The organism is Streptomyces sp., from assembly GCF_031181555.1.
Classification (GTDB): Bacteria; Actinomycetota; Actinomycetes; order Streptomycetales; family Streptomycetaceae; genus Streptomyces; species Streptomyces fimbriatus.
Map to the genome: position 1 here is coordinate 22668 of NZ_JAPSKQ010000019.1, position 23945 is coordinate 46612.

General features: G+C 73.4%; 24 protein-coding genes and 1 pseudogene. 14 read left to right on the forward strand and 11 right to left on the reverse strand.

All coding sequences use genetic code 11. From position 1 onward, the window contains the following. Positions 1 to 306 precede the first annotated feature (306 nt). Positions 307 to 810 (reverse strand): GNAT family N-acetyltransferase, encoded by a 504-nt coding sequence (locus RIM90_RS06745; protein ID WP_309059649.1) that lies wholly within the window; start codon positions 808 to 810, stop codon positions 307 to 309. A gap of 97 nt (positions 811 to 907) precedes the next feature. Then, positions 908 to 1570 carry a nucleoside/nucleotide kinase family protein gene (locus tag RIM90_RS06750; protein ID WP_309059650.1) on the reverse strand — a complete coding sequence of 221 codons (663 nt, stop codon included), beginning with the start codon at positions 1568 to 1570 and terminating at the stop codon, positions 908 to 910. A 93-nt stretch (positions 1571 to 1663) separates the two neighbouring features. On the opposite strand from RIM90_RS06750, the gene RIM90_RS06755 reads away from it, so the two are divergent. The 5 genes from RIM90_RS06755 to RIM90_RS06775 all read left to right on the forward strand — a co-directional run bounded on the left by RIM90_RS06755 (position 1664) and on the right by RIM90_RS06775 (position 7973). Beyond that, positions 1664 to 2401 carry a beta-phosphoglucomutase family hydrolase gene (locus RIM90_RS06755; protein ID WP_309059651.1) on the forward strand — a complete coding sequence of 246 codons (738 nt, stop codon included), beginning with the start codon at positions 1664 to 1666 and terminating at the stop codon, positions 2399 to 2401. Then, positions 2398 to 4752 (forward strand): glycosyl hydrolase family 65 protein, encoded by a 2355-nt coding sequence (locus tag RIM90_RS06760; RefSeq protein WP_309059652.1) that lies wholly within the window; start codon positions 2398 to 2400, stop codon positions 4750 to 4752. The genes RIM90_RS06755 and RIM90_RS06760 overlap by 4 nt, the downstream gene beginning before the upstream one ends. 171 nt (positions 4753 to 4923) lie before the next feature. Next, positions 4924 to 6420, forward strand: a complete 1497-nt coding sequence (locus RIM90_RS06765) for a hypothetical protein (protein ID WP_309059653.1) — start codon at positions 4924 to 4926, stop codon at positions 6418 to 6420. 91 nt (positions 6421 to 6511) lie between these two features. Next, positions 6512 to 7357 carry a proteasome subunit beta gene (prcB, locus tag RIM90_RS06770; protein WP_309059654.1) on the forward strand — a complete coding sequence of 282 codons (846 nt, stop codon included), beginning with the start codon at positions 6512 to 6514 and terminating at the stop codon, positions 7355 to 7357. A gap of 127 nt (positions 7358 to 7484) precedes the next feature. Continuing rightward, positions 7485 to 7973 carry a DUF5709 domain-containing protein gene (locus RIM90_RS06775; protein WP_309059655.1) on the forward strand — a complete coding sequence of 163 codons (489 nt, stop codon included), beginning with the start codon at positions 7485 to 7487 and terminating at the stop codon, positions 7971 to 7973. Between the two features lie 94 nt (positions 7974 to 8067). Here the strand turns inward: RIM90_RS06775 and RIM90_RS06780 are convergent, their stop codons facing one another. The 3 genes from RIM90_RS06780 to RIM90_RS06790 all read right to left on the reverse strand — a co-directional run bounded on the left by RIM90_RS06780 (position 8068) and on the right by RIM90_RS06790 (position 10936). After that, positions 8068 to 8256 carry a hypothetical protein gene (locus RIM90_RS06780; protein ID WP_309059656.1) on the reverse strand — a complete coding sequence of 63 codons (189 nt, stop codon included), beginning with the start codon at positions 8254 to 8256 and terminating at the stop codon, positions 8068 to 8070. 267 nt (positions 8257 to 8523) lie between these two features. After that, positions 8524 to 9729 carry a glycoside hydrolase family 64 protein gene (locus RIM90_RS06785; protein ID WP_309059657.1) on the reverse strand — a complete coding sequence of 402 codons (1206 nt, stop codon included), beginning with the start codon at positions 9727 to 9729 and terminating at the stop codon, positions 8524 to 8526. Between the two features lie 316 nt (positions 9730 to 10045). Beyond that, positions 10046 to 10936 (reverse strand): Gfo/Idh/MocA family oxidoreductase, encoded by an 891-nt coding sequence (locus tag RIM90_RS06790; RefSeq protein ID WP_309059658.1) that lies wholly within the window; start codon positions 10934 to 10936, stop codon positions 10046 to 10048. Positions 10937 to 11247: 311 nt separating this feature from the next. On the opposite strand from RIM90_RS06790, the gene RIM90_RS06795 reads away from it, so the two are divergent. The 3 genes from RIM90_RS06795 (at position 11248) to RIM90_RS06805 (ending at position 14008) form a co-directional block, all read left to right on the forward strand. Further along, entirely contained in the window at positions 11248 to 11775 is a 528-nt protein-coding gene (locus RIM90_RS06795; protein WP_309059659.1) for an aldo/keto reductase, read from the forward strand. Between the two features lie 94 nt (positions 11776 to 11869). After that, positions 11870 to 13639 carry an ABC transporter ATP-binding protein gene (locus RIM90_RS06800; protein ID WP_309059660.1) on the forward strand — a complete coding sequence of 590 codons (1770 nt, stop codon included), beginning with the start codon at positions 11870 to 11872 and terminating at the stop codon, positions 13637 to 13639. Positions 13640 to 13750: 111 nt separating this feature from the next. After that, positions 13751 to 14008 (forward strand): DUF5133 domain-containing protein, encoded by a 258-nt coding sequence (locus RIM90_RS06805; protein WP_309059661.1) that lies wholly within the window; start codon positions 13751 to 13753, stop codon positions 14006 to 14008. A 108-nt stretch (positions 14009 to 14116) separates the two neighbouring features. On the opposite strand, the gene RIM90_RS06810 is transcribed toward RIM90_RS06805, so the two are convergent. Then, on the reverse strand, positions 14117 to 15109 hold the full coding sequence (locus RIM90_RS06810; protein ID WP_309059662.1) for a helix-turn-helix domain-containing protein: 993 nt from the start codon (positions 15107 to 15109) through the stop codon (positions 14117 to 14119). A 189-nt stretch (positions 15110 to 15298) separates the two neighbouring features. Here RIM90_RS06810 and RIM90_RS06815 point away from each other — a divergent pair, with 189 nt between their 5' ends. After that, positions 15299 to 15775 carry a hypothetical protein gene (locus tag RIM90_RS06815; RefSeq protein WP_309059663.1) on the forward strand — a complete coding sequence of 159 codons (477 nt, stop codon included), beginning with the start codon at positions 15299 to 15301 and terminating at the stop codon, positions 15773 to 15775. Positions 15776 to 15937: 162 nt separating this feature from the next. Continuing rightward, complete coding sequence (locus RIM90_RS06820) at positions 15938 to 16153, forward strand: hypothetical protein (protein ID WP_073934139.1); 216 nt, start codon at positions 15938 to 15940, stop codon at positions 16151 to 16153. Between the two features lie 41 nt (positions 16154 to 16194). Here RIM90_RS06820 and tgmB read toward each other — a convergent pair whose 3' ends face one another. From tgmB to RIM90_RS06840, 4 genes and pseudogenes are all read right to left on the reverse strand, one after another. Continuing rightward, positions 16195 to 17178: an ATP-grasp ribosomal peptide maturase gene (tgmB, locus tag RIM90_RS06825; RefSeq protein WP_309059664.1), complete on the reverse strand. Its 984-nt coding sequence runs from the start codon at positions 17176 to 17178 to the stop codon at positions 16195 to 16197. 16 nt (positions 17179 to 17194) lie between these two features. After that, positions 17195 to 17386 (reverse strand): putative ATP-grasp-modified RiPP, encoded by a 192-nt coding sequence (gene tgmA, locus RIM90_RS06830; RefSeq protein ID WP_309059665.1) that lies wholly within the window; start codon positions 17384 to 17386, stop codon positions 17195 to 17197. A gap of 120 nt (positions 17387 to 17506) precedes the next feature. Next, positions 17507 to 17834: pseudogene (locus RIM90_RS06835) on the reverse strand (YkvA family protein). 650 nt (positions 17835 to 18484) lie between these two features. After that, positions 18485 to 19744 (reverse strand): hypothetical protein, encoded by a 1260-nt coding sequence (locus RIM90_RS06840; RefSeq protein ID WP_309059667.1) that lies wholly within the window; start codon positions 19742 to 19744, stop codon positions 18485 to 18487. Positions 19745 to 20195: 451 nt separating this feature from the next. On the opposite strand from RIM90_RS06840, the gene RIM90_RS06845 reads away from it, so the two are divergent. From RIM90_RS06845 to RIM90_RS06860, 4 genes are all read left to right on the forward strand, one after another. After that, positions 20196 to 20600 carry a hypothetical protein gene (locus RIM90_RS06845; protein WP_309059668.1) on the forward strand — a complete coding sequence of 135 codons (405 nt, stop codon included), beginning with the start codon at positions 20196 to 20198 and terminating at the stop codon, positions 20598 to 20600. Beyond that, positions 20597 to 21376 (forward strand): hypothetical protein, encoded by a 780-nt coding sequence (locus RIM90_RS06850; protein ID WP_309059669.1) that lies wholly within the window; start codon positions 20597 to 20599, stop codon positions 21374 to 21376. Before RIM90_RS06845 ends, RIM90_RS06850 begins: the two co-directional genes overlap by 4 nt. A 38-nt stretch (positions 21377 to 21414) precedes the next feature. Beyond that, positions 21415 to 21927, forward strand: a complete 513-nt coding sequence (locus tag RIM90_RS06855) for a roadblock/LC7 domain-containing protein (protein WP_309059670.1) — start codon at positions 21415 to 21417, stop codon at positions 21925 to 21927. Positions 21928 to 22007: 80 nt separating this feature from the next. Beyond that, positions 22008 to 22382 (forward strand): hypothetical protein, encoded by a 375-nt coding sequence (locus RIM90_RS06860; protein ID WP_309059671.1) that lies wholly within the window; start codon positions 22008 to 22010, stop codon positions 22380 to 22382. Positions 22383 to 22498: 116 nt separating this feature from the next. Here RIM90_RS06860 and RIM90_RS06865 read toward each other — a convergent pair whose 3' ends face one another. Beyond that, positions 22499 to 23701, reverse strand: a complete 1203-nt coding sequence (locus RIM90_RS06865; RefSeq protein WP_309059672.1) for a globin domain-containing protein — start codon at positions 23699 to 23701, stop codon at positions 22499 to 22501. Positions 23702 to 23945: the final 244 nt, after the last annotated feature.

Here is a 23945-nt window from a genome sequence, read left to right on the forward strand (position 1 = left end):
GCCCGCTCGCGGTGCACGTCCGCCGGTCCGGCGACGTGCCGGACGGCCGTTACCGGGTGACGAGCAGTGTGATGCCGCACGTGAGTGCCGAGGGCTTCCAGCGGGCCGGGCGGTAGCGGCCGGACCCACCGCCGGTGGACCGTGATCGAGCGGTCCGCGTCGTCGACCGGGCGGCTGCCGTCGGTCAACTCGGCCGGCCGTCCGGCCGCCCTGGCCGCCGCGGGGCCCGACGCGACCAGTACCCCGCGCACCTCGCCGGGCGGCACCCGGCGGGGATCGGCGGCACCGACGCACGCGGGGCGGGCGTCACCGCGCCCGGTGCGCCACGGGCGGGGCCTGTGCGGCGAGTTCCCCGAGCGGGCCGCCGGTCAGCCGGCACACCGTCCATTCCTCCAGGAGTTCCGCGCCCAGCGACTTGTAGAAGGCGATCGCCGGCTCGTTCCAGTCCAGCACCACCCACTCGAAGCGCTCGAAGCCGTTCTCCCGGCAGATCGCCGCCAGGGCGGCGAGCAGTGCCCTGCCGTGCCCGGCGCCCCGGGTGTGCGGGCGTACGTAGAGGTCCTCCAGATGCATGCCGCGCGTGCCGGTCCAGGTCGAGAAGCGCGGGAACCACAGCGCGAACCCCGCGACGGCACCGGTCGTGTCGTCCTCGGCGATCAGGACGGAGGCGGCGGGGTGCTCGCCGAACAGCGCCGCACGGAGCTGTTCCTCGGTGGCACGGGCCTGCTCGGCGGCCTTCTCGTAGGCGGCGAGTTCGCGGATCATCGTGTGGATCTCGGCGACGTCGTGGACGGTGGCTGTTCTGATCATGGACGAGAGCCTGCTGTGCCGGGCCGGTCCGCGTCCAGCCGGTTTCGGTGGCCGGGACGCGCCCGGACGCACGGACCCCCTCCGCCCACCGGACCTCCTACGCCCCGGTGTTCACGCGCGGCAGCGCGGACGGGGGCACCACGAGGTCGGCCCGGTGCCGTGTCGCGGCCACCAGCTCGGCGTTGGGCTGGTCCGTGCGCAGGACCCACGCGACCGCCTCCTCGTGGCTCTTGCCGAACTCCTCGTGCCGGGCGACCAGTCGCCGTACCCGCTCCCGCTCGTCCAGGGAGCAGAACCACACCTCGTCCAACTGCGGCCGGACCCGTGCCCAGGCACCGGTCTCCAGCAGCAGGTAGTTGCCCTCCGTCACCACCAGCCGGGCGGCCGGCGGTACCGGGACCGCTCCCGCGATCGGCTGCTCCAGTACCCGCTCGAAACCGGGGGCGTACACGACGTCGTCGTACGCCTCCTCGCGCAGACGCCGCAGCAGCGCCGCGTACCCGGCCGCGTCGAAGGTGTCCGGGGCGCCCTTGCGGTCGCGGCGGCCGAGGCGGTCGAGTTCGGCGTCGGCGAGGTGGAAGCCGTCCATGGGGACGTGCGCGACCCAGGGCTCCCCGGTGCCGTTCAGCTCCCGCACCAGCCGCCCGGCGAGCGTGGACTTGCCCGATCCCGGGCTGCCGGCGATACCGAGGATCGCGCGCCGGCCGTCCCGCACCAGGGAGCGGGCACGGCTCAGAAGGTCGTCGAAGGTCAGTTCCACACGAGAGAGTGTGACACCGGGGAGGCCGGCCTCCTGCCGCCGTGTGGCCCGCGCCACTCACTGTTCGGTGCCGCAGGGGGAAGGGTGTCCTGTATGACGGATCTGGGTCTGCCCGACGACATCCTCGCCTGCCTGTTCGACCTCGACGGCGTCGTCACGAAGACGGCCGTCGTCCACGCGGCCGCCTGGAAGGAGACGTTCGACGCCTTCCTGCGCGAGCGGGACGGTGAGGACTTCCGGCCCTTCGACGACACCGACTACGACGCGTACGTCGACGGCCGCCCGCGGGCCGACGGCGTCCGTACCTTCCTCGCCTCCCGCGGCATCGAGCTGCCCGAGGGAACCCCCGGCGACCCGCCCGAGGCCGGGACCGTGCACGGTCTCGGCAACCGCAAGAACGAACTGCTGCTGGAGAAGATCCGCACCGACGGCGTGAAGGCCTACGACGGCACCCTGCGCTACATCGAGGCGGTCCGCGCCCGCGGACTGCGCACCGCGATCGTCTCCTCCAGCGCCAACTGCCGTGACGTCCTGCGCTCGATCGGCGCCGAGGACCTCTTCGACGTCCGGATCGACGGGGTGGTCGCCGCCGAGCGCGGCCTGCCCGGCAAGCCGGAGCCCGACACCTTCCTCGCCGCCGCCCGGGACCTCGGGGTCGAGCCGTCCCGGGCGGCGGTGTTCGAGGACGCGCAGGCCGGCATGGACGCGGGCCGCGCCGGGCACTTCGGATACGTCGTCGGCGTGGACCGGGTGGGGCAGGCCGACGCGCTGTACGCGCACGGCGCCGACCGGGTCGTGACCGACCTCGCCGAACTCGGGGGTGGGAAGTGATCACGCAGCGGGCGTACGCCGTCGAGCCGTGGACCGTGCGCGAACACAGCCTCGACCTCGGCGTCCTGGCGCAGAGCGAGTCCGTGTTCGCGCTGTCCAACGGCCATGTCGGCTGGCGCGGCAACCTGGACGAGGGCGAACCGCACGGCCTGCCCGGCTCCTACCTCAACGGCGTGTACGAACTGCACCCGCTGCCCTACGCCGAGGCCGGCTACGGCTATCCGGAGTCGGGCCAGACGGTCATCGACGTCACCAACGGCAAGGTGCTGCGGCTGCTGGTCGACGACGAGCCGTTCGACCTGCGTTACGGGCGGCTCGTCCGCCACGAGCGGACCCTGGACCTGCGCCGGGGCGTGCTGGAGCGGGTGTGCGAGTGGTCCTCCCCGGCCGGGTCCACGGTCCGCGTCCGCTCCACCCGGCTGGTCTCCCTCACCCAGCGGGCGATCGCCGCCGTCACCTACGAGGTGGAACCCGTCGACCGCCGGACGCGGGTGGTGGTGCAGTCCGAACTGGTCGCCAACGAGAGCCTGCCCGGACCGGACGGCGACCCGCGGGCCGCCCGCGCGCTGAAGTCCCCGCTGGAACCGGAGGAGGACCTCGCCGAGGGCCACCGGCTGCGCCTGGTGCACCGCACCCGGCGCAGCGGCCTCAGGGTCGCCGTGGCCGCCGACCACGTCGTCGACGGCCCCGAACGGACCACGACCGCCTGCGAGAGCAACGTGGACGTGGCCCGGCTGACCGTCACCTCGGTGCTGGAGCCCGGGCAGCGGCTTCGGGTGGAGAAACTCGTCGCCCACGGCTGGTCCGGCGCCCGCTCCCGGCCCGCCATGAGCGACCAGGTGGAGGCCGCGCTGGCGGCGGCCGCGCACAGCGGCTGGCAGGGACTCCTCGACGAACAGCGGGCGTACCTCGACGACTTCTGGGCCCGGGCCGACGTCGAGGTCGACGGCGACGAGGAGATCCAGCAGGCCGTCCGCTTCGCCCTCTTCCACGTCCTGCAGGCCGGTGCCCGCGCCGAAGGACGCGCGATACCGGCCAAGGGGCTGACCGGCTCCGGCTACGACGGACACGCCTTCTGGGACACCGAGGTCTTCGTACTGCCCCTGCTGGTCTGCACCGTGCCGGGTGCCGCCGCCGAGGCACTGCGCTGGCGGCAGTCCACCCTGCCCGCCGCCCGCGAGCGCGCCGCCCAACTCGGCCTGCGCGGCGCGGCGTTCCCCTGGCGCACCATCGAGGGCTCGGAGGGCTCCGCGTACTGGCCGGCCGGCACCGCCGCCTTCCACGTCAACGCCGACATCGCCGACGCCGTCGTGCGCTACGTCCAGGCCACCGGCGACGAGCGCTTCGAGCACGACACCGGTGTGGAGCTGCTGGTGGAGACCGCCCGCCTCTGGCGCTCCCTCGGCCACCACGACGGCCGGGGCGCCTTCCACATCGACGGCGTCACCGGGCCGGACGAGTACAGCGCCGTCGCCGACGACAACACGTACACCAACCTGATGGCCCGCGCGAACCTGCTGGCCGCCGCCGACGCCTGCAAACGCCATCCCGACCGGGCGGCGGAGCTCGGCGTCGACGAGGAGGAGAGCGCCGGCTGGCGGGACGCGGCCGAGGCCGTGCACATCCCCTACAACGACGAACTCGGCGTCCACGAGCAGCACGCCGGGTTCACCCGCTACCAGCGCTGGGACTTCGCCGGCACCCGCCCCGAGCAGTACCCGCTGATGCTGCACTTCCCCTACTTCGACCTCTACCGCAAACAGGTGGTCAAACAGGCCGACCTGGTGCTGGCGATGCACACCTGCGCGGGCTGGTTCGAGGAGCTCTTCGACGAGGAACAGATCGCCCGCAACTTCGCCTACTACGAGCCGCTGACCGTACGCGACTCCTCACTGTCGGCCTGTGTCCAGGCCGTCCTCGCCGCCCGCACCGGGCACCTGGAGCTGGCCCACGCCTACACGGCCGAGGCCGCCCTCATGGACCTCGCCGACCTGGAGCACAACACCCGCGACGGACTGCACATCGCCTCCCTGGCCGGCACCTGGACGGCGCTGGTCGCCGGGTTCGGCGGCATGCGCTGGGACGACGGCGGCCTCCGGTTCACCCCGCGGCTGCCGCCGAGGCTGCGCCGCCTGGCCTTCACCCTGCGGTTCCTCGGCCGGTGCCTGCGTGTGGAGATCACCGCGGACCGGGCCGCGTACACGCTGCGCTCCGGCCCGCCGCTGACCATCCGTCACCACGGGACCGAGCTGACCGTGCGCGAGGACGTCCCCGTCGAGCACCCCGTGCCCCCGCCCCGGCCGCGCCCGGCTCCCGAGCAGCCCCCGCACCGCGCCCCGCACCCCCACTGACGGGCGGCGGGGCGGATCAGGCAGTTGGCCGTATTCCACCCTGCCCGCCCGTCCCGCGCGGGTTAGTTTGACCTTGTTTTCCGAAATCCGGATCTCCTTCACCGCCGGGTCCTTGGGCCCGGCGGTCCGTGGAACCCGGGACACATGAGGCGCGGGAACAAGGGACGAACGATGACCGACGGCACCGGTGCCCTCCTCGTCGGCGCGCGGCGACGCGGGCAGGATTCCGCGTCGGGCGCGGCCCGGCGGGCGCGCGGCACCCGACCGCTCGCGGCGGTGGCCGCCGTCTTCACCCTCGCCCAGCTCCTCCTGGTCCGCCCGGTGCTGGGCCTGGGCTGGGACGAGATCGTCTACGTCAGCCAGGTCACCTCCCACCACCCGGCCGCCTTCTTCAGCGCCCCCCGCTCCCGGGGCGTCTCCCTGCTGGTGGCGCCCGTCGCGTCCTGGTCCTCCTCCACGGTGCTGCTGCGCGTCTACCTCGCCCTGCTGTCCGGCCTCGCCCTCTACCTGGCCCTGCGCGCCTGGCGCGGTCTGTTCCCGACCCGGGTCCTGGTCACGGCGGGCGCCTTCTTCGCCTCCCTGTGGGTGACCCTCTTCTACGGCCCCCAGGCCATGCCCAACTACTGGGTCGCCATCGGCGCCCTGATCGCCGTCGGCTGTTTCCTGCGGCACCGCGCGGACGGCTCGGGGCGCGGGGCGCTGTGGGGCGTGGTGGCGGGGGCCGCGCTCATGGCGTGGATGCGGCCCACCGACGCCGTCTGGGTGACGGCCCCGCTGTTCGTCCTCGCCCTGGCGCAGCGGCACTGGCGGCTCCTGCTCGCCCTCGTGGGCGGCCTCGTGGCGGGAGGGGCCGAGTGGGTGATCGAGGCCTACGCCGGATTCGGCGGCCTGGCGGAGCGGCTGGCCGAGGCCTCCCGCATCCAGGGCGGGCTGGGCTGGCAGATCGCCGTCGACGACCAGCTGCGCAGCCTGGGCGGGCGCGCCCTGTGCCGGCCGTGCACCGGGTCGATGCCCCACCCCGTGATCACCCTGTGGTGGTTCGTCCTGCCGCTGCTCGCCGTGCTCGGTCTGATCGTCGCGGTACGGTCCCGGCGCACCCTGCCCACCCTGCTGCCGCTGGCCTGCGCCACCACCGCCGCCCTTCCGTACCTGTTCATGATCGGGTACGCGGCACCCCGCTTCCTCCAGCCCGCCTACGCCCTGCTCGCCCTCCCGGTCGCCGACGCGCTGTGGCACCTCGTCCGAACACCGCGGGGGAGGTGGCGGCCGGCCGTCACGGCCCTGGTCGCGCTGGGGCTGGCCGGCCATCTGGCGGTGCAGCTGGCGGTCCTGGTGCACACCGTGGACCGCAACATCGACAGCCGCCGCGACTGGGCCCGCACCGCCGACGCGCTGCACCGGCTCGGTGTCCGCCCGCCCTGTCTGATCACCGGGCACGAGGCCATCCCGATCGGCTACTACACCGGCTGCTCCTCCGGATCCACCGCCGGGAACAACGAGAACACCACGGTGGGGGAGATCCTGAGCACCGCGGACCGCATCCCGGTCGCCACGCTCACCGGCCCGGGCGGCACACCGCCCCGCTACGCCCGCCCCTGGCCCGTCCACCGGATCAGCGACCTCGAGGTCCGCATCGCCCCGGCACCCCGGACGGACGGCTCCGGATGACGGACGCGGGCGGCACCGGGGGTTTCCCGCCGGCCCGGTCCAGGTAGGAGTCGGTTGTCGGGGCGCGGACGAGCGGCGAGGGGGGAGCGGCATGGCGGTGAGCGATCACGAAGGACGGCTGGGGGAGGAGTTCTTCGCACCGGGAACCTCGTCGTTCACCGAGTTCCTGGCGGCCCACCGCCCCGAGCTGCTGGGCCCGCGCACCCTGCCCGACGGCGTCCCCGCCACCGAGGTGCCGCACGGCACCACGATCCTCGCCCTCACCTACCGCGACGGCGTCCTCGTCGCCGGTGACCGCAGGGCCACGGCGGGCAACCTGATCGCACAGCGCGATCTGGAGAAGGTGCTGCCCGCGGACGACCACACCGCGATCGCGATCGCCGGCTCCGTGGGCCTCGCCCTGGACATGATCAAGCTCTACCAGGTCGAGCTCGCGCACTTCGAGAAGATCGAGGGCATTCCCATGACCCTCGCAGCCAAGGCGACCCGGCTGGCCGCGATGATCCGCCAGAACCTCGGCCTGGCCATGCAGGGCCTCGCCGTCGTGCCGCTCCTCGCCGGCTACGACACCGCCGCTCCCGGAGGAGGGCGGGGCCGCATCTTCTCCTTCGACGCCGCCGGCGGCCGCTACGAGAAGTCCGGCTTCCACGCGGAGGGCTCCGGGTCCCCGTACGCCAGGGGCGCGCTCAAGAAACTCCACCGACCGGGGATGTCCCGCGACGAGGCGGCCCTGGCCGCCCTGCAGGCGCTCTACGACGCGGCCGAGGACGACTCCGCGACCGGTGGCCCGGACCTGGCCCGCCGCATCTTCCCGGTCGTGTCGGTCGTCGACGAGGACGGTTACCAGCGGCTCACCGAGGCCGAGACCCGGCGGCTGAGCCTCGAGATGGTCGAACGGCGTCGGATCCGGCCGGACGGGCCGAACGCGCCCGTGTGACCGCGCCCGCCGTCCGGGCCGTGCCCTGTCACCCGACGCGTTCGCGGGGTTAGAGATCGCGTGACGGGAAACGCGGATCTGACACCCGGGACGAACGAGCCGACGCAGCGTGACAGGAGGAAGTCTCATGGGCACCGAACCGATGGGGGACGACGTCTACCAGCCCACCGGGAGCAACGAGGAGCAGGAGGACGCCGCGCCGCTCGACATGCAGGACGCCGTCGGCGAACGGACCTACGACGACACCCTCGACGAGGGCTACTCCCCGCCGGAGAAACCGCTCGGTGTCACCAAGCACGGCACCACGGCCGCCGAACAGCACGACGGGGAGACCCTGGACCAGCGGCTGGCCCAGGAGGTGCCCGACACGTCCGCCCCCGAGGGCGACGACGTGGGCGACCTCCCCGGGGGCGAGGGCGAGCCGGTCGACCCGGAGGCGGGCACCGACCGTGCCGGACGGCTGGTCGCCCCGGACGAGGGCGTCCGTACCGACACCACGAAGGAGAGCGTCGCCGAGGACGTGGGCGTCGACGCGGGGGCCGCGGGCGCGGAGGAGGCCGCGGTGCACGTCGTCGAGGACGAGACGGTGCTGCCCGAGGACCGGGACGGAACCTGACGGCCTGCCGCGGGCCCGCCCGCTTCCGAAAAGACGTCGCCGCCGGTCCGGTGCACACGCGCACCGGACCGGCGGCGACGCCGTTCCGCGAAGCTCAGGGAAGGATCTTGTCCACGGCGGCGGGCCCCTCCTCGGCCAGCTTCCGCTTGGCCCATTCGAGGTTCTGCGGGGTGAGGTCCTTGCCCGAGGCAAGGACCAGGTCCTCCGGCGACACATCGGTGCCGGTGCGGGTGTGGAGCAGATTGTCCGGGGTGGTGCGGTCCTCGGGCTGGGACGTCGACATCTTCTGGCTCCTCGGGTCCGGATCGCTGTTGCGGCCCCGGTGCTGTCATCGGGTCCGATATCACCATTCAACGCGGGAGCCCACCGTGCATCCGGAGCGCACGGGGCACCGCGGTGAGGGGCCGCTCCTCATGCATGCCGGGGTACCTTCCCGGGCCCGCGGGAAACCTGCCCCGGCGCGGGCGCCGTGACGCCGTCCCGTACGCCGGGGCGGTACCGCCCCGGACCCCGCCCGCCCCGGGGCCGGTCCTCGTCCCGGTGCGGCGGCTCAGAAGGGCGTCAGCGTCAGCCGCAGGCCCGTGGGGGCCGTGTCCTGGATGTACGAGGCGAAGTCGGCCACGTCGTCGAAGGCGAAGCCGTACGCCTTGCCGTCCTCGGTGGCGGCGTGCACGGCCTTGGAGTAGTGGTTGGTGAGTTCCGTCCGGTAGAAGACCGAGGCGTCGGCCGTCGGCTGGTCGGGGTGGCTGAGCAGCGTCGAACGGTTGAAGCCGGCGCCGAGCACGGCGGCGACCGGCCCGGTCGTGCCGTCGTTGGGGGCGGCGAGGGCTCCGTCGCAGAAGAGGACGTCCCGCGTGGACGGCTTGCCGAAGGAGACCTGGGCGGGCCCGTCGAAGGTGAACCGGTCGCCGCGCACCCGGCCGGTGAAGGTACCGGCGTTGGTGGTGACCTTGAGGTCCCGGCCGGTGTAGGTGCTCCACACCTCGTCGATGTACGGGGCGAGGTAGTCCCCGGCGAACAGACCGGCGTCCAGCCCGTGACCGGGGGCGATGATCCGGGTGTCGTCCACGACGAGCCGCGAGAACGCCTCCACCTGCCGGACGGCGGCGAACGCGGCCGCGCGGCCCCCCTCGCGCACCGTGCCCGTCGTCTGGTCCCTGGACCCGGTGAGCCGGATGCTCAGCGGCACGCTGAACATGTCGACCATCGTGGTGTTGCAGAACATGCCCGAGGAGTTGTACGTGAACTCCGCACAGTCGTGCAGCACGCCGTAATTGGGGTCCGAGGCGACCCAGCCGGCCGGGTACTGCAGCGCGGGGTTGCCGTTGCCGTCCGCGACGACCTTGAACTTGAGCTTCGCGCCGAGGGACACGTAGATCCGGCCGGACATGTACGGGAGCGACAGCCGGGTCTCGCCGCTGCCGGCCAGACCGATCGCGTAGTCGGTGAAGCCGTCGGGACCGTTGTCCGACAGGGCGACCGGGGCGAGGGTGCCCTCGGGGGTGACCCGGACCTGCCGGCCGTCCTGGTTGCCCACGATGTAGAGGTGCACGCTCGCGTTGCCGAAGGAACCGCTGTTGTTGACGATCGTCAGCGGCAGCGGTCCCGCCGCGGCCGAGGCGTCCTTCTCGGCCGCGGACGTCCCCGCGAGCGCGTGCGGAGCGAGCACGGCCGCCGCGGGCGCGGCCACGGCGGCTCCGCCGAGGGCGAAGAGGACCTTGCGACGGCCGACGGTGCGCTGATGACGAGGAGTCATGTGGGGGGTCTCCTGGAGTACTCGTGCGGGTTCCTGTCCGCGCCGCCCGACGTGGGGGGAGGTCCCGGGAGGCGCACTCCCGCGACAAGGGGGTGAGAGCGCTCTCAGGCCGTACGTCGGAACCGGCGCGCGGCTTTCGATGGTACGGACCGGAACGACCCCCGCCAACGGGTCCGACTTGTCCCCAACGCGCTCTGACCTGCGGCTACTTGAGAGGAGCGCGAGAGTCCTACGACTGCTTAACCACCTCTTAAGGGCCTCTTAAGCAGACGCCGGACCGCTGCCGTGAAGAGAGCGCTCCATGGCCGCCTCGGCGCTAGCGCGCACCGCCGCGCAGCAGCGTCTCCGCGGTGGCCAGGACGTCCGTGACCCGGAGGGCGAACGCCGCGTCGCAGGGGTGGGGAGTGCCCGTGCCGGCGGCGGTGAGGAGGGCGTCCGCGGCTCGGGTGAGGGCGGGGACCACCCCCTCGGAGTCCTCCGGGAGGAGCGTGACGCCGGATGCGCCGCGCAGTTCCACCGTGGCGCCGGCCGCGGCCGGGGGCGCGGTCAGGCTCAGGGTCAGGGTGCTCGACGCGCCGCTCGCGTGGTCGAGGACGAGATGGACGGTGTCCCCCGGACCGTACGCCGCCGCCGTCACCCGCCGGGCGTCGCCGAGCACCGGCAGCAGGACGGACAGGGCGTGCGGGCCGACGTCCCACAGGGCGCCCTTCTCCCGTCGCCACGGCGAGGCCGCGAAGGGGTTGCCGTCGGAGGTGAACACCGCCCCGAGCCACTGCGCGCGTCCGGTGAACCAGCCGCCCAGGGCCGCCTGTTCGGCGATCCAGGCCTCCGGCCCGGGCTGGAAGCGGGTGGTGAAGAAGACCACCGAGGCGACCCGGGCCTCCTCGGCCGCCTCGACCACCGTGCGCCCCTGCGCCACCGTCGGGGCGAGCGGCTTGTCCAGCAGCAGGTGGCAGCCGGCCCGCGCCGCGCGCGCCGCGAGTTCCGCCTGCACGCCCGGTGGCAGCGCGACGGCGACGGCGTCCACGTCGGCGAACAGCGCGTCGACGTCGTCGTACGCCCGGGTGCCGTACCGGTCGGCGAGTTCCTCGGCCGCCTCGCGGCGGCGTCCCCACACCCCGGCGAAGTCGAGGTCCCGGTGCCCGCTCAGCGCGGGGGCGTGCGCCATCTGCGCCCATGGCCCGGTGCCCAGCAGTCCGATCCGCATGCCGCCGCCCTCCCGCTGACGCGTCCGCCGCCACCGGTCTGCTCCGGCCACGGCCCGGACCCGAGCGTGTCACACCGGCCCGGGCCGCGACCAACCCCGCGGACAAGGGAGCCCGCCACCACGGGAGTTCCGGCGGACGGCGCGGTGGTGAGGACGCGGCGGGGAGACGGCCCGGAGACCGGCCGGGCTCGATTCAGCGTCGGATCTGCTGAATGCGTTCGCTTTCTTCTATTGGATTTCCGGCTCTCCGACGACCAGGCTGGAACCGCTTTCAGGACAGCCGGGCGACAGCCGGAAGAGGTCACGCGTACATGCACACCCGCCGCATCGGTGACGTCGAGGCCAGCGCGATCGGTCTGGGTGCCATGCCCATGTCGATCGAGGGGAGGCCGGACGAGGCCCGCTCCCTCGCCGGCCTCCACGCCGCGCCGGACGCCGGCGTCACACTGATCGACACCGCGGACGCCTGCCACCGGGGCGCCGGCGGGATCCTCGGCGGGCGGTCGGCCTGCGTGCAGAACCAGTTCTCCCCGGCCTTCCGCTCCAGCGGGCCGGAGCCGGAACTGTGCGACGGACTCGGCGTTGCGTTCCTGCCCCGGAGCCCCTTCGGCGGCATCTCCCGGGCCGGCGAACCGGGCTCGGCGTACGCCCCGTTCGCGCGGATCGCCGAGGCGCACCGTGTGAGTCCGCACCGGATGTGCCTGGCCTGGACGCCCGCCAGGTCACCGGTGGTCGTGCCGATTCCGGGGGCGAGCCGGCCGCAGTCCGTTCGTGACGCGACGGGCGCCGCCGACCTCGTGCTCACGGCCGACGAGGTCGCGGAGCCGGACGCGGCCTGAGGCCGGCTCCGCCCGCGCGGCACCCGTCTGGGGGAAAGCGCTTGCCGCATGACGGCTCACCGATTCACCGGCTCACAGGGGAGGACCACCACCGATGGCGTCGTCACTGGAAAGACCGCTCGACCACCGTTACCGGGGCGAGCATCCGATCCGTACCCTCGCCTACCTGTTCCGCGCCGACCGCGGCCGGCTGGCGGCCGCCGTCGGCGTCTTCACGGTCAAGCACAGCCCCGTCTGGCTGCTGCCGCTGATCACCGCGTCCATCATCGACACCGTCGTGCAGCACCAGCCGATATCCCGGCTCTGGACCAGCACCGGCATCATCATGGTCATCCTGCTGGTCAACTACCCGCTGCACGTCCTGTACGTCCGTCTCCTCTACGGCAGCGTCCGCCGCATGGGCACCGCCCTGCGCTCCGCCCTGTGCACGCGCATGCAGCAACTCTCCATCGGCTACCACTCCCGCGTCAGCGCGGGTGTGCTCCAGGCCAAGGTCGTCCGGGACGTGGAGACCGTCGAGCAGATGGTGCAGCAGACCGCGGAGACCGGGCTCGGCGCGAGCACCGTGCTCATCGGCGGACTCGTCATCATCGCCGTCCGCACCCCGGAGTTCCTTCCCGTCTTCCTGATCGTCGTGCCCGCCGCGGCCCTGCTCATCGCCCGGCTCAGGGCGCGGCTGCGCACCCACAACGAGCACTTCCGCCACGAGGTGGAGGCCCTGTCCTCCCGCGTCACGGAGATGACCCGGCTCATCCCGGTCACCCGCGCCCACGGGCTGGAGGGCAAGGCCCTGCGCCGGATGAACGGCACCCTGGAACGGCTGCTCACCTCCGGGATACGCCTGGACCTGGTCAACGGCCGGTTCGGCTCGCTGGCCTGGGTCGTCCTCAACGTGGTGGGCGTGCTGGTGCTGGCCGGCGCGGCGCTCATCTCGTACTACGACGTCTGGGGCGTCACCGCCGGCGACGTCGTGATGCTCAGCGCCTTCCTGACCACGCTCACCAACTCGACGACCACGCTCGCCGGGCTGGCCCCGGTCATCACCAAGGGACTGGAGTCCGTCCGCTCGGTCGGTGAAGTCCTCCAGGCGCCCGAACTGGAGGACAACGAGGGCAAGGCGGAGCTCACCGCACTGCGCGGCGCGATCACCTTCGAGGGGGTCGGCCACACGTACGAGACGGACGGGCGACCCGCGGTGCGCGACTTCACCCTCGACGTCGCGCCCGGCGAGACCATCGCCCTCGTGGGCGCCTCCGGGGCGGGAAAGTCCACCGTGCTGAACCTCGTCATCGGCTTCATCCGCCCGACCTCCGGCCGGCTGCTGCTCGACGGGACCGACATGAGCAGCCTCGACCTGCGCACCTACCGGCGCTTTCTGTCGGTCGTGCCCCAGGAGTCGATCCTGTTCGACGGCACGGTCCGGGAGAACGTCGCCTACGGCATGGACGACGCCGACGAGGCGACGGTGCGGGCCGCACTGCGGGACGCCAACGCGCTGGAGTTCGTCGACCGGCTGCCGCAGGGCCTCGACACCGTGGTCGGGGAGCGGGGCGCACGGCTGTCCGGCGGGCAGCGGCAGCGCCTCGCCATCGCCCGCGCCCTGATCAGGGACCCCAAGGTGCTGGTGCTGGACGAGGCGACGTCCGCACTGGACACCCGTTCGGAGGCGCTGGTGCAGGAGGCGCTCGCCCGGCTGCTGCGGGGGCGCACCACGTTCGTCGTGGCGCACCGGCTGTCCACCGTGCGCGGTGCCGACCGGATCGTGGTCATGGGGGAGGGCCGGATCCAGGAGATCGGCACCCACGAGGAACTCATGCGGCGGGGCGGGGCGTACACGGCGCTGCACAGCGGTCAGGTGGCCTGACGGCCGGTCGGCAGACGAAAGTTTTTGGTCAATTCCGACCAGTTGAGCACAAGGGGGGAGTGCTTCCGCACGGTTCGGGCATACGCAGCGAAAACCAGAGAGGGGTGCTTCGTGCTCGTACCGGACCCGAAGGTCGTCAGAGGGCTGCTGACGCGGTACGCGATGCTGCAGATCGCTCAGGCGGAGAGGCACTCGCCGGCGGCGGCACGCGAACTGGAGGACGTCAGCTACACGCTCTGCGTGATGACGGGAACGTCCAGCATCCACGACGCCATCGCACGGGCGGACGACCTGCTCGCGCAGCGGTGGCCCGCGGCCGGCCGCACCGCGGACCCGGACGGGGAGAGCGGCCTGTCCCTGGCCGTCTGATTCCGTCCGCCACGGACCCGGCCCCGACGTCGTGTCCCGGGGCCCCGGCGGAAACGCGAGCGGTCTCGCGCCTCCGCCGGGGCCCGTGCCCTGGATCCCCCGAACCGGTCAGTGACCGGTCGCCGACCGGACATGGGTCCGTTGCGGGGCGGTGCGCCCGCCGTGGAACGCCGAGCGGTAGGCGTACGGCGTGGTGCCCACCACCTTGCGGAACCGCTCACGGAATGCCGTGGGCGATCCGAACCCGGCCTGCCGGCCGATCCGTTCGACGGTGTGGTCGCTGTTCTCCAGCAGGTACTGGGCGCGTCTGACCCGCGCCCGCAGCAGCCACTGCAACGGCGTGGTGCCCGTCTGCTCGCGGAAACGGCGGCTGAAGGTGCGCTCGCTCATCCCGGCGCGTGCCGCCATGGCGGCGAGCGTGACCTCGTGCGCCAGGTTGTCCTCGATCCAGTCCAGCAGGGGTTCCAGGTCCGAGCCGCGGGGCACGGGCGGATGCTCGTGCACGATGAACTGGGCCTGGCCGCCCTCCCGTTCCAGCGGCATGACCGACATCCGGGCCGCGTTCGCGGCCACGACCGAGCCCAGATCCCGGCGGATCATGTGCAGGCACATGTCCAGCGCGGCGGCGGCGCCCGCCGAGGTGAGGATCTGGCCGTTGTCGACGTACAGCACGTCCGGCTGCACCTCGACGAGCGGAAAGGCGGTGGCGAGCTTCTCGGCGGCCACCCAGTGGGTGGTGGCGCGGAGCCCGTCCAGCAGTCCGGCCTCCGCCAGCACGAAGGCGCCCACGCACACCGAGGCGATGCGGGTGCCGGCCTCGGCCGCCCGGCGCAGCGCCGCGAGCACGGCGGGCGAGAGCGGCGGGGCGTCTTCGGCGCGCCCCGGGACGATGACCGTGTCGGCGTCCGCCAGCGCCTCCAGCCCCCGGTCGACGCGCAGGGTCAGACCGCCGTCCGCGGGCACCTCCGGCGTCTCGGCGCACAGGCGGACCCGGTAGGGACGCCGGCCGTCGGGCAGCCGCGTCCAGTCGAAGGTCTGCATGGGCGCCGCCATGTCGAACGGCACGACCCGGTCGAGAAGCAGAATCACCACGGAGTGCATGACCGCCACGATAGGCGGGTTCCCGCCACCCGCAGGAGCCGGGGCATCACAGGGCGAGGTGCGGAAAGCACCGGTCGGCGGTGTTGGCGAGAATCCGTGGAAACCTGTCGTTTCAGCCTCTGGGGGAGCATCCGGCGGGCGTCCTAACGTGAGCCCGCCCTTGCTGATCGCACCATGGAAAGGGTCCCGGTGACCAAGTTCCTGCTGTCCCTCCACGTTCTGGCCGCCATCGTCGCCATCGGTCCCGTGACCGTCGCGGCGAGCATGTTCCCGCCGGCCGTGCGCCGGGCGGCGGTCCCGGCCGGCGGCGGCGGATCCGTCGCCACCGCGGTGACCACCGTCGCGCTGCTCCACCGCATCTGCCGGGTCTACGCCCGCGTCGGGGTCGTGGTACCCCTCTTCGGACTCGCCACGGCCCTGGCGATGGGGGTCCTGGGCGACGGCTGGCTCGTCACGTCGATCGCCCTGACCGCGGCGGCCGCCGGTGTCCTGCTCGCCTTCGTGCTGCCTCGCCAGGACGAACTCATCGGGCAGCTGAACGGGAATCGGCCCGTCGACCGGCACAGTACGGTTCAACTGGCCATGTTCACCGGGGTGTTCAATCTGCTGTGGGCCATCGTCACGGTCCTGATGATCGTCCGCCCCGGTTCCACGACGGGCGCCTGAATCACCTGGAAGAGAAGGTGTGCGCCTTGAGTGAGGCATACGTGAAATGCCGGTTCCGCTTCACGTCGTGCGGAGGAACTGCCACGTCACGGTGGATGGGCGCCTACACTCGGCAGTCGCGTCCCCGCGTCGGGGCCGACGAGCAGAAAGGCACGTTGTCGGGTGTTCCAGGATTCCCCCATCTACGACCGACTCATCGCGGAGTGCGGCGACGTGCCCGCACAGGTCCGCCGCGAGGCCGAACGCGTGAGCAGGGAGCTGGAGCTGGTCATGCGGCCCCTGCAGTCCCCCGGTTACGCCCCGGGCCTCGACCGGCCGCAGTCCCCGGGCAACGGATGGCAGCGCACCGCCCTGCTGCCCGGACCGCGGTCGCACTGACCGCGGGTCCGCGGCCGACGCGGCCGAGGGCCGGCGGTCCCTCACCGCAGCGTGCTGCTCACCCCGTCGACCTCCGAAGCCGTCGCGGGAACGGGGCGGGACAGCCACTCGGCGATGGTCCGCGCGATCGGCTGTCCCGTCTCCACCTCCACGAACCCGAACTGCCCCGACTGGTTGCACTCCAGGAACCACCACGTCCCGTCGGCGTCCTCGGCGAAGTCGAAAGCACCGTACGCCAGTTCGGCCCCCCGTATGTACGCGCGAACGGCGTCGGCGGTGCGCGGTGGGACCTCGACCGGCTCCCAAGGCGCCCCGGGGGCGGCGAACCGCACGTCCACCTCCACCGGGTCCGCGTCCGGTGCCGCCGCCTTGCGGGCGGCCAGCAACCGCTCACCCACCACGGTGAGCCGGATGTCGGCCCGCTTGGCGATCCGCCGCTGGAGCAGCGTCGGCCCGAACGCGACGGCGGAGAAGTCCGTGTCCGGCGCCACCCGGCTGGTCGGCACCGCCCGCGGCGGATCCTGCGGATGCGCCCCCGACACCGGTTTGACCACCAGGTCCGGGAAGCGCTCCGCGAACTCCCGGGCGGCGCGCGGAAACGTGGTGATCACCGTGGCGGGCACGGGCAGGCCGCACCGTTGGGCCAGACGCAGCTGCCACGGCTTGTGGCGGGCCTGCCGGGCCGCGTCCGGATGGTTCATCCAGCGCGCGTCGCACCCACGCAGCATGCCGTAGAGCGCCTGTGAGGCCTCCTCGGTCAGCCACGCGGACGGCTGGGCCGCCCGCCCGGCCGGGATGCCCGGTCGGCGCACCCACACGGACCGCAGTCCGTTGAGGCTCACCAGTCGCCCCCCGGCGGACAGATGGCCGCGGAAGCGGCCGTGGACGAACTCGCCGGACAGCGAGACGCCGTCGGTCAGATCGGCGGGATCGAAGCGGACCACCGGCACCCCCGAGCCGTTCAGATGCACGACCACCATGTCGGCGGTCACATCCTCCTCACAGGTGAGGATCAGCACGGTCATCGTCTACGGTCCGCGTTCAGTCGTCGAAGTGGGTCTTGGAGCCCGCGGTGGACGTCGTGGTCCCCACCTCGCGCAACAGCGCGTGGTCGCAGGCCGCGATCCGCCCGTCGACGAGTACGTTCAACTGCAGTCCGGAGTCATACACATACGGAGTGGCAACCGCCAACTCCGCTGCCGGACGTGCGTAGTTGAGCGCGAACGGTTGCATCGTCTCTCCCTCGTCGGTGCTGCGCCGATCAAGCGACGGCCACCTGCCCACCGTTGCCTGGTCCGCCGACTTCTTTTGGTTTCCAGAGACTTATACGAATCGAACGGGTGGTTGGTTTCCTCACGGAGCGTAGTCACCGGCGGAGCTGGTGGTCCGGGCGCCGGGATGTTTCCCCGAGCGCCCCCGCGCCGGGGGAGCCACGCATGGTGCGCAACGCGAGCAGGAGGACGCCGATGTCGTCCAGAAAGACCGGGTCGGGCAACAGGTCGGCCGGCAGCACCAGATAGAGGACCGCGCCCCAGAAGACCCAGCGCGGCCCCGTGGGCAGACCGGCCCGGCGCAGCTCCCGTCGCGTACGGACCAGTCGCACCAGGACCGCGACGGCACCGGCCAGCACGACGACGGCGAGGACCGCGGCGACGGTGAACACCACGGTGGTCGTCTCCAACGGACTGCCCTCCTCCCGGGCCCGTGCCACGGACCTCGCCCCGGCACACGCCTCTTCGAGCGGATTCCCTTTTCCGGTGCCGGTATGGCGGGCGGGAACCGGACAGGCGCGCCCCCGTCCGATGCCCCGCGGGATCCACGCGAAACACCGGATCGTCGCAGGTCATCCTGGTGGCCCAGTCAAGCGGCAGCACCGGACGGGGGCGCCTGGTAATGGTCCGTACGACTGATCCGTACGACGCCGTTCATCGCTCGTCGCACGTCCGGGGCGTGGGAGCGGCACCAGCCATCCCCAGGGAGCCGAGCGTGACTCATTTCTCTTCGCCCTCTCCCTCGAACGAGCCGGTCACACCCACCGACGCGGCCGGGTCGTCCCCGCCCTCCGCCGCGACGGCCGCCGCCTCCGGCACTTCCCCGGCGGGATCCGGCGCGGCCGTCGCCGCCGCGTTGCCGGCGCCGGCGGCCCTGGTCGTACAGGTGGCATCCCCGTTCCCGGGCAGACGCCGGGCGGTCCGGCCGGCCCCCGGGGCCCGGCGCACGGCGGAGTGACCGCTCCGACCGGGACGCGGGACGGGACCCGCTCGCCACGGGCCCGGTCCCGTGCCCGCGACACCGCCCGAACGGCGGCCGGTCCGCCCGCTCCGGAACCGGCTACCGGTCGGCCGTCGCCGACTGCGGTCGGGCCGTCGCCGTCGGGGACTCGGACGCCGTGGTCAGGGTCTCCGCCGTCACCGACGAGGTCTCCGCCGTCGCCGACGGGGACTCGGCCGTCGCCGGCCGGGAGGCGGTCGGCGACGGCGCGTCCTCGCGGGCCGCGGGACGCCGGGCCCTGGTGCCGCCCTTCAGCCGGTCCAGCGCGCGGGTCAGCTGTCGCAGGGGAGAGGCGGCGGCCGCCTGGGAGACCGGCTGCTGCCGGTTCCCCGGCACCTCGGCCGACTCCCGGTACGCGGCCAGCGCCTCGTGCGCGCGTTCGGCGGCCTCCCGGTACAGGTCCCGGGACTTCGTCATGGCGTCCAGCGCCTCGGCGTACATGGCCACCAGCTCGCGTTCGCGGGCGAGTTCCTCCTCCAGCGTCAGCAGGCGCCAGTCCTCCCGCAGCGAGGTCAGGGCGTTCTCCGCCCCGTCCGGCAGCGGACGCGGCAGCGCGGCGAACCGGGTCACGGCCTCGACGAGTTCGGTGGGCTCCGTGCCGTCCAGGAAGACCGCGCGCACGGAGAAGTCCCCGGCGTCATAGCCGTCCGGGGCGGGGCTGCCGGGCAGCACCACCGCACCTCCGCGCGGCACCTCCACGCCGAACTCCCGCAGCGCCCAGTTCACCACCCGCGCCTGCTGCGGGGCGGCCCGGTGCTCCACGACGCGGTGCCGCAGGCCCGGCGGAAGCCAGTGCGCGAGCGGCACCCGGCCGCGTTCGTCCGTGGTCATGGCCTCGTGGACGACGACGTGGAGGTGCCACGCGTCACGCGCGCAGTCGCGCAGCCGCCGCCGCACGGCCTTGTCGTCCTCGGGGAGCGGGTTGATCTCCTCCAGCCGCAGCCCCGTCGCGGCGTCGTGCCGCCAGCCGGCGTCCGGCTCCTGCGGCCAGAACATGCCGGCCGGGGACGGCCAGGCGTGGTCCCACGGCCGCGCGGCCTCCGCGACCAGCGTCCAGTCCTGACCCCCGTCCGTGCCGGGCGCGAGGCTCAGCCGGGCCCGCACGGTCACCTCACCGGCGACCCGCATGCGGGATTCGAAGATCCGGTACGGGGCGGCCCCGGGTTCGGGGACCTCCAGGAAGTCGTCGATGTCCTGGCTGTCCTTGAGCCGGCGCAGGGTGTGCCGGAGTACGTCCTCGGCCGTCGTACCGGTGTGGCGGCCACGGGTCAGCCAGACCGTGGGAGGAGTGGTGGCGCGGGCTGTGGGGGAGGTCGACATGGGTCCAGGGGTGAGCGGGGGCACGTGCTCCTGCCAGTATCGCCGCCGTCGGCCGGCGAGATGGCGCGGGACCCGCCGGACGGCGCGTCCCGGCTGCGCCTACCCCACCGGACGGCCTTCATGTGACGCGGGCGCACGCGCGGTGGCACGCGCGGGGTGTGCGCGGCGCGCACACGGTGAGGGCCGTTCACCCGTGGTCCCGGCGGTACCGGGGTCACCACAATGGGTCCCCGCGGGCAGGGCCGGCCCACCATCCGCATCGGGGCCGGTCCTGCCCGCGGACACCGGCCGGCCGCCCCTGGTGCCGCGACGAAGCGCGGACCCTACCAGCGCCGGGTCGCCCCTGGCGCATATTCCTCCGGAAAACACCAAAGCCCTCACCTCGGTCGAGCACGCGCCGTAGCGTCGATGTCACGTTCGCGGTACAGCCGTGCGAGAAGGGGGATCCGGCGTGCCCGGAATCGACGAGAGCCTGCTGGAAGCCATGCGAGTCCCGGGCGCCCGCGGAGCCCTGGTGGTCGACTGGATCAGTGGGCTCGCGCTGGGCGCGGTGGGCGAGGCACCGGGCGGTGATCCGGAGGCGGCGGCGGCGGAGACCGCCGAACTCGCCCGCCTCTCCATGGAGAGCGGCACCCTCGGGCCGGCCGACGGCGGCGGGTCCGCCGGGTCCGGCAAGGAACCGCCCGTCCAGGACCTGATCCTCACCACCGCCGACGCCTATCACCTGCTGCGGTTCGTCGTCACCACCTTCGACAGCACGGTGTTCCTCTACCTGTGGCTCGACCGCGCCGACGGCAACCTGGCCCTGGCCCGGATCCGGCTGGCCGAGATGGCGGACCGGCTGGTGCTCGGATGACCACGGCGGCGCGTACGGACGGATCCGCCCCGGACCTGCTCGGCGCCCTCGCGGCCGACCACGCCACCGGAGCGCTCTCCACCCGGTCCGGCGTCTTCTACCTCTCGGCGGGACACGTCGTCCACGTCGAGTCCGCCCACAGCCCCGGCCTCGGGGACCTGCTCACCCGCAGCGGTGCCGTCGCCCGGGACGGCTGGTGGGAGGCGGTCGAACGGGCCGGGACCCGGCACCGCGTCGGCCGCCGGTTGGTGGACAGCGGACGCCTCACCGTCGGTGCGCTGGAACTGTGCCATCTGGGCGCGCTCTTCGACGCGGCGTACTTCGCGCTCGCCCACGACGGCACCGCGCTCCGCTTCCGCCCCGGAGTCGCGCACTGGTTCGGCGCGGTCCGTCCCGTACCGGTGGCGACGGTGCTGCGCGAGTCCTGGCGGCGCCGCGACCTGCTGCACCGCATCTGGCCCGACCCGGCCGTGGACACCGCCCCGCTCACCCGCGTGCCCGGCGTCGACCCCGCAGACCTGCCACCCCGCCGCGGCCGCGCCTTCGCCCTGGTCGACGGCGACCGCACCGCCGCACAGATCGCCTCGGCCCTGGCGTACCGCACCTTCCACACCCTCGTCGAACTGCGCCGCCTGGCCGCCGACGGACTGGTCACCCCCGCGCCACCCCCGCCCGCCGCACCCGTCCACCCCGTCCCCGGCGAGGGCGGCTCGGCGTGGGACGAGCCCGACACAGCACTGCTGAGACGGCTCCTGGACGCCTTGGAGGCACTGTGATCCGCGCGCGCCGGCAGCGTGCCGAAAGGAGACTGCTCATGGCCGTCGAGACCGACGTGCTGGACGAACTGCGTCGGCTCCGCACCCGCGTACCCCGGCTGGCGGGCTCCCTCGCGGCCACCGTCGACGGACTCGTCCTGGCCCACGACGTACCGGACACCGAACCGGAGGGACTGGCCGCGCTCACCGCCGCCGCGCTGGGGGTCGCCCACCGCATGACGGACGCCGCCGCCCGCGGCGACTTCCGGGAACTCCTGGTGCGCGGCACCCGGGGCTACATCGCCACCTACGCGGCCGGCACCACCGCCGTGCTCACCCTCCTCGCCGACGACCGGGTCAACGTGGGCCGGCTGCACCTGGAGGGCCGACGCAGCGGAGCCCGGATCGCGGACCTCGTCGACACCCACATCGGTCCGGGCGGAGGCCGGCACGCCGACCGGCTCGCGACCCCGGAGCACCCCGCGCCGCCCCCGGACCCGGCCCGCCGCATCGGCACCCTCCCGGTGCGGACCCCGCAGCGGCCCGTACCCCGGCCCCGGCCCGGCGGCTGATCCGGCTTTTCCCACGGCCGCACCGGCACACGGCTTGGCGACCGGCCCGCACCACCCATCACGAGGAAAGGACATCTCTCATGGCCAACACCGAGACCTCGCTCAAGGAATGCCTCAGCTCCATCGACGGGGCGACGGCCGTCGCGCTCGTCGACTACACCAGCGGCATGGCCCTCGGCACCATGGGCGGTGGCAAGGACTTCAACCTGGAGATCGCCGCCGCCGGCAACACGGACGTCGTACGGTCCAAGCTGCGCACCATGGAACACCTGGGGCTGAACGACGAGATCGAGGACATCCTGATCACCCTGAGCAGCCAGTACCACCTCATCCGCCTGCTGAAGGGGCGCGGCGGCAACGGCCTCTTCCTGTACCTGGTGCTCGACGCGGGCCGGGCCAACCTGGCGATGGCACGACACCAGTTGCGCCGCATCGAGGCCGACCTCGAGGTCTGAGCCGGCTGCCGGGCGGGCCCCGGCCCGGGCCCTTCGCGCCGCACCGCGGGCGGAGGGTCCGCGGCCCGCGCGGACGCGGGCCGGCGGCCACCGACGGGGCGTTCCGCCCGTGCGGGTCAGGCCGCGTCGGGCAGCCACAGGTCGGGGCCGAAGACCTCGTAGTGGATGCTGCGGGCGGGAACACCGGCGCCGAGCAACTGGCCGCGCACGGTGCGCATGAACGGCAGCGGGCCGCACAGGTACACCGTCGCGTCCGCCGGAACGCCTATCCCGGTCAGGTCCATCAGCCCGTCGCGGGCGTCGGGCTCCTCGGCACCGGGGCGCTCGTACCAGAAGACCGCCTCCGCGTCGGGCAGCACGTCCACCGTCTCGCGGGTCTCGGCGCGCAGGGCGTGCTCGGCCGGCGAGCCGTCGGCGTGCAGCACGAGGACCCGGCGGGCGGAGCCGAGGGCGGCCAGCTGGGCGAGCATGCCCACCATGGGGGTGCAGCCGATGCCGGCCGAGACCAGGACCAGCGGGGTGTCGGCGTCGTCCAGCACCACGTCGCCGAAGGGCACGGAGAGGGTGAGCTCGTCCCCGACGCCCATCCGCTCGTGCAGCAGGTCGGAGACCTCGCCGCCAGGTGCGCCGTCCGCGCCGGCGACCCGCTTGACGGTGATGCGGCGCAGCTCGTCGCCGGGGGCGGAGGACAGGCTGTACTGGCGCAGCTGGTGCACCCCGTCGGGCATGCGCACCCGCACACTGACGTACTGGCCCGCCCGGGCACGCGGCGCGGGCTCGCCGTCGGCGGGACGCAGCAGGAACGACACCACGTCGTCGGTCTCCTCATGGCGTTCGACGATCGTCCACCGGCGCCAGATGTCGCCCGGCGCGACACCGGCGTCGTGGTACAGGCGCGCCTCCCGGGCGATGAGGGCCCCGGCCATCAGCCAGTACACCTCGTCCCAGGCTGCGGCGACCTGAGGGGTCACCGCGTCGCCCAGCACGTCGGCGATCGCACCGAACAGGTACTTGTGCACGATCGTGTACTGGTCGTCGGTGAGCCCGACCGCGGCGTGTTTGTGGGCGATCCGGGACAGCAGGGCGTCCGGCCGGGTGTCCGGGTCGGCGAGCAGCGCCTTCGCGAAACCGGCGACGGATCCGGCGAGGGCCCGGCGCTGGGCCCCGCCGGCCTGGTTGCCCCGGTTGAACATCCCGTCCAGCAGCTCGGGCCGGTCGCGGAACATGGTGCCGTAGAAACGCGTGGTGATCTCGTCGAGCGCTCCGGCCACGGCGGGCAGGGTGGCCCGCACCACTGCGGCGGATTCGTCGGACAGCATGAGGTTCTCCCCGGAACGGGACAAGGGCTTCGGCCGCGGATCGGACCGGCGGCGGAACCTGTATAACAACCCGACGTCCCCGTTTCCGCTGGTAACGACGGTCAGGGCGGCAAGGCGGGCCCGTCGGCCCGGAGGAAGGGACCATCGGTCCCGGGGAACGGGCACCGGACAGGGCCGGCCGGCACTTCCCCCCGGGGCTCACCGGTGCCGCGCGCGAGATCCGGCGCGCCCGTCGCCGGCCGGC

Excerpts from the sequence above, each read along its gene's own strand:
- RIM90_RS06790 (WP_309059658.1), bottom strand. The coding sequence starts at position 10,936 with ATGCGGATCGGACTGCTGGGCACCGGGCCATGGGCGCAGATGGCGCAC.
- RIM90_RS06785 (WP_309059657.1), bottom strand. The coding sequence starts at position 9,729 with ATGACTCCTCGTCATCAGCGCACCGTCGGCCGTCGCAAGGTCCTCTTC.
- RIM90_RS06865 (WP_309059672.1), bottom strand. The coding sequence starts at position 23,701 with ATGCTGTCCGACGAATCCGCCGCAGTGGTGCGGGCCACCCTGCCCGCC.
- RIM90_RS06765 (WP_309059653.1), top strand. The coding sequence starts at position 4,924 with ATGACCGACGGCACCGGTGCCCTCCTCGTCGGCGCGCGGCGACGCGGG.
- RIM90_RS06860 (WP_309059671.1), top strand. The coding sequence starts at position 22,008 with ATGGCCAACACCGAGACCTCGCTCAAGGAATGCCTCAGCTCCATCGAC.
- RIM90_RS06850 (WP_309059669.1), top strand. The coding sequence starts at position 20,597 with ATGACCACGGCGGCGCGTACGGACGGATCCGCCCCGGACCTGCTCGGC.
- RIM90_RS06800 (WP_309059660.1), top strand. The coding sequence starts at position 11,870 with ATGGCGTCGTCACTGGAAAGACCGCTCGACCACCGTTACCGGGGCGAG.
- RIM90_RS06840 (WP_309059667.1), bottom strand. The coding sequence starts at position 19,744 with ATGTCGACCTCCCCCACAGCCCGCGCCACCACTCCTCCCACGGTCTGG.
- RIM90_RS06795 (WP_309059659.1), top strand. The coding sequence starts at position 11,248 with ATGCACACCCGCCGCATCGGTGACGTCGAGGCCAGCGCGATCGGTCTG.
- RIM90_RS06855 (WP_309059670.1), top strand. The coding sequence starts at position 21,415 with ATGGCCGTCGAGACCGACGTGCTGGACGAACTGCGTCGGCTCCGCACC.
- RIM90_RS06810 (WP_309059662.1), bottom strand. The coding sequence starts at position 15,109 with ATGCACTCCGTGGTGATTCTGCTTCTCGACCGGGTCGTGCCGTTCGAC.
- tgmA (WP_309059665.1), bottom strand. The coding sequence starts at position 17,386 with ATGCAACCGTTCGCGCTCAACTACGCACGTCCGGCAGCGGAGTTGGCG.
- tgmB (WP_309059664.1), bottom strand. The coding sequence starts at position 17,178 with ATGACCGTGCTGATCCTCACCTGTGAGGAGGATGTGACCGCCGACATG.
- prcB (WP_309059654.1), top strand. The coding sequence starts at position 6,512 with ATGGCGGTGAGCGATCACGAAGGACGGCTGGGGGAGGAGTTCTTCGCA.
- RIM90_RS06780 (WP_309059656.1), bottom strand. The coding sequence starts at position 8,256 with ATGTCGACGTCCCAGCCCGAGGACCGCACCACCCCGGACAATCTGCTC.
- RIM90_RS06775 (WP_309059655.1), top strand. The coding sequence starts at position 7,485 with ATGGGCACCGAACCGATGGGGGACGACGTCTACCAGCCCACCGGGAGC.
- RIM90_RS06755 (WP_309059651.1), top strand. The coding sequence starts at position 1,664 with ATGACGGATCTGGGTCTGCCCGACGACATCCTCGCCTGCCTGTTCGAC.
- RIM90_RS06745 (WP_309059649.1), bottom strand. The coding sequence starts at position 810 with ATGATCAGAACAGCCACCGTCCACGACGTCGCCGAGATCCACACGATG.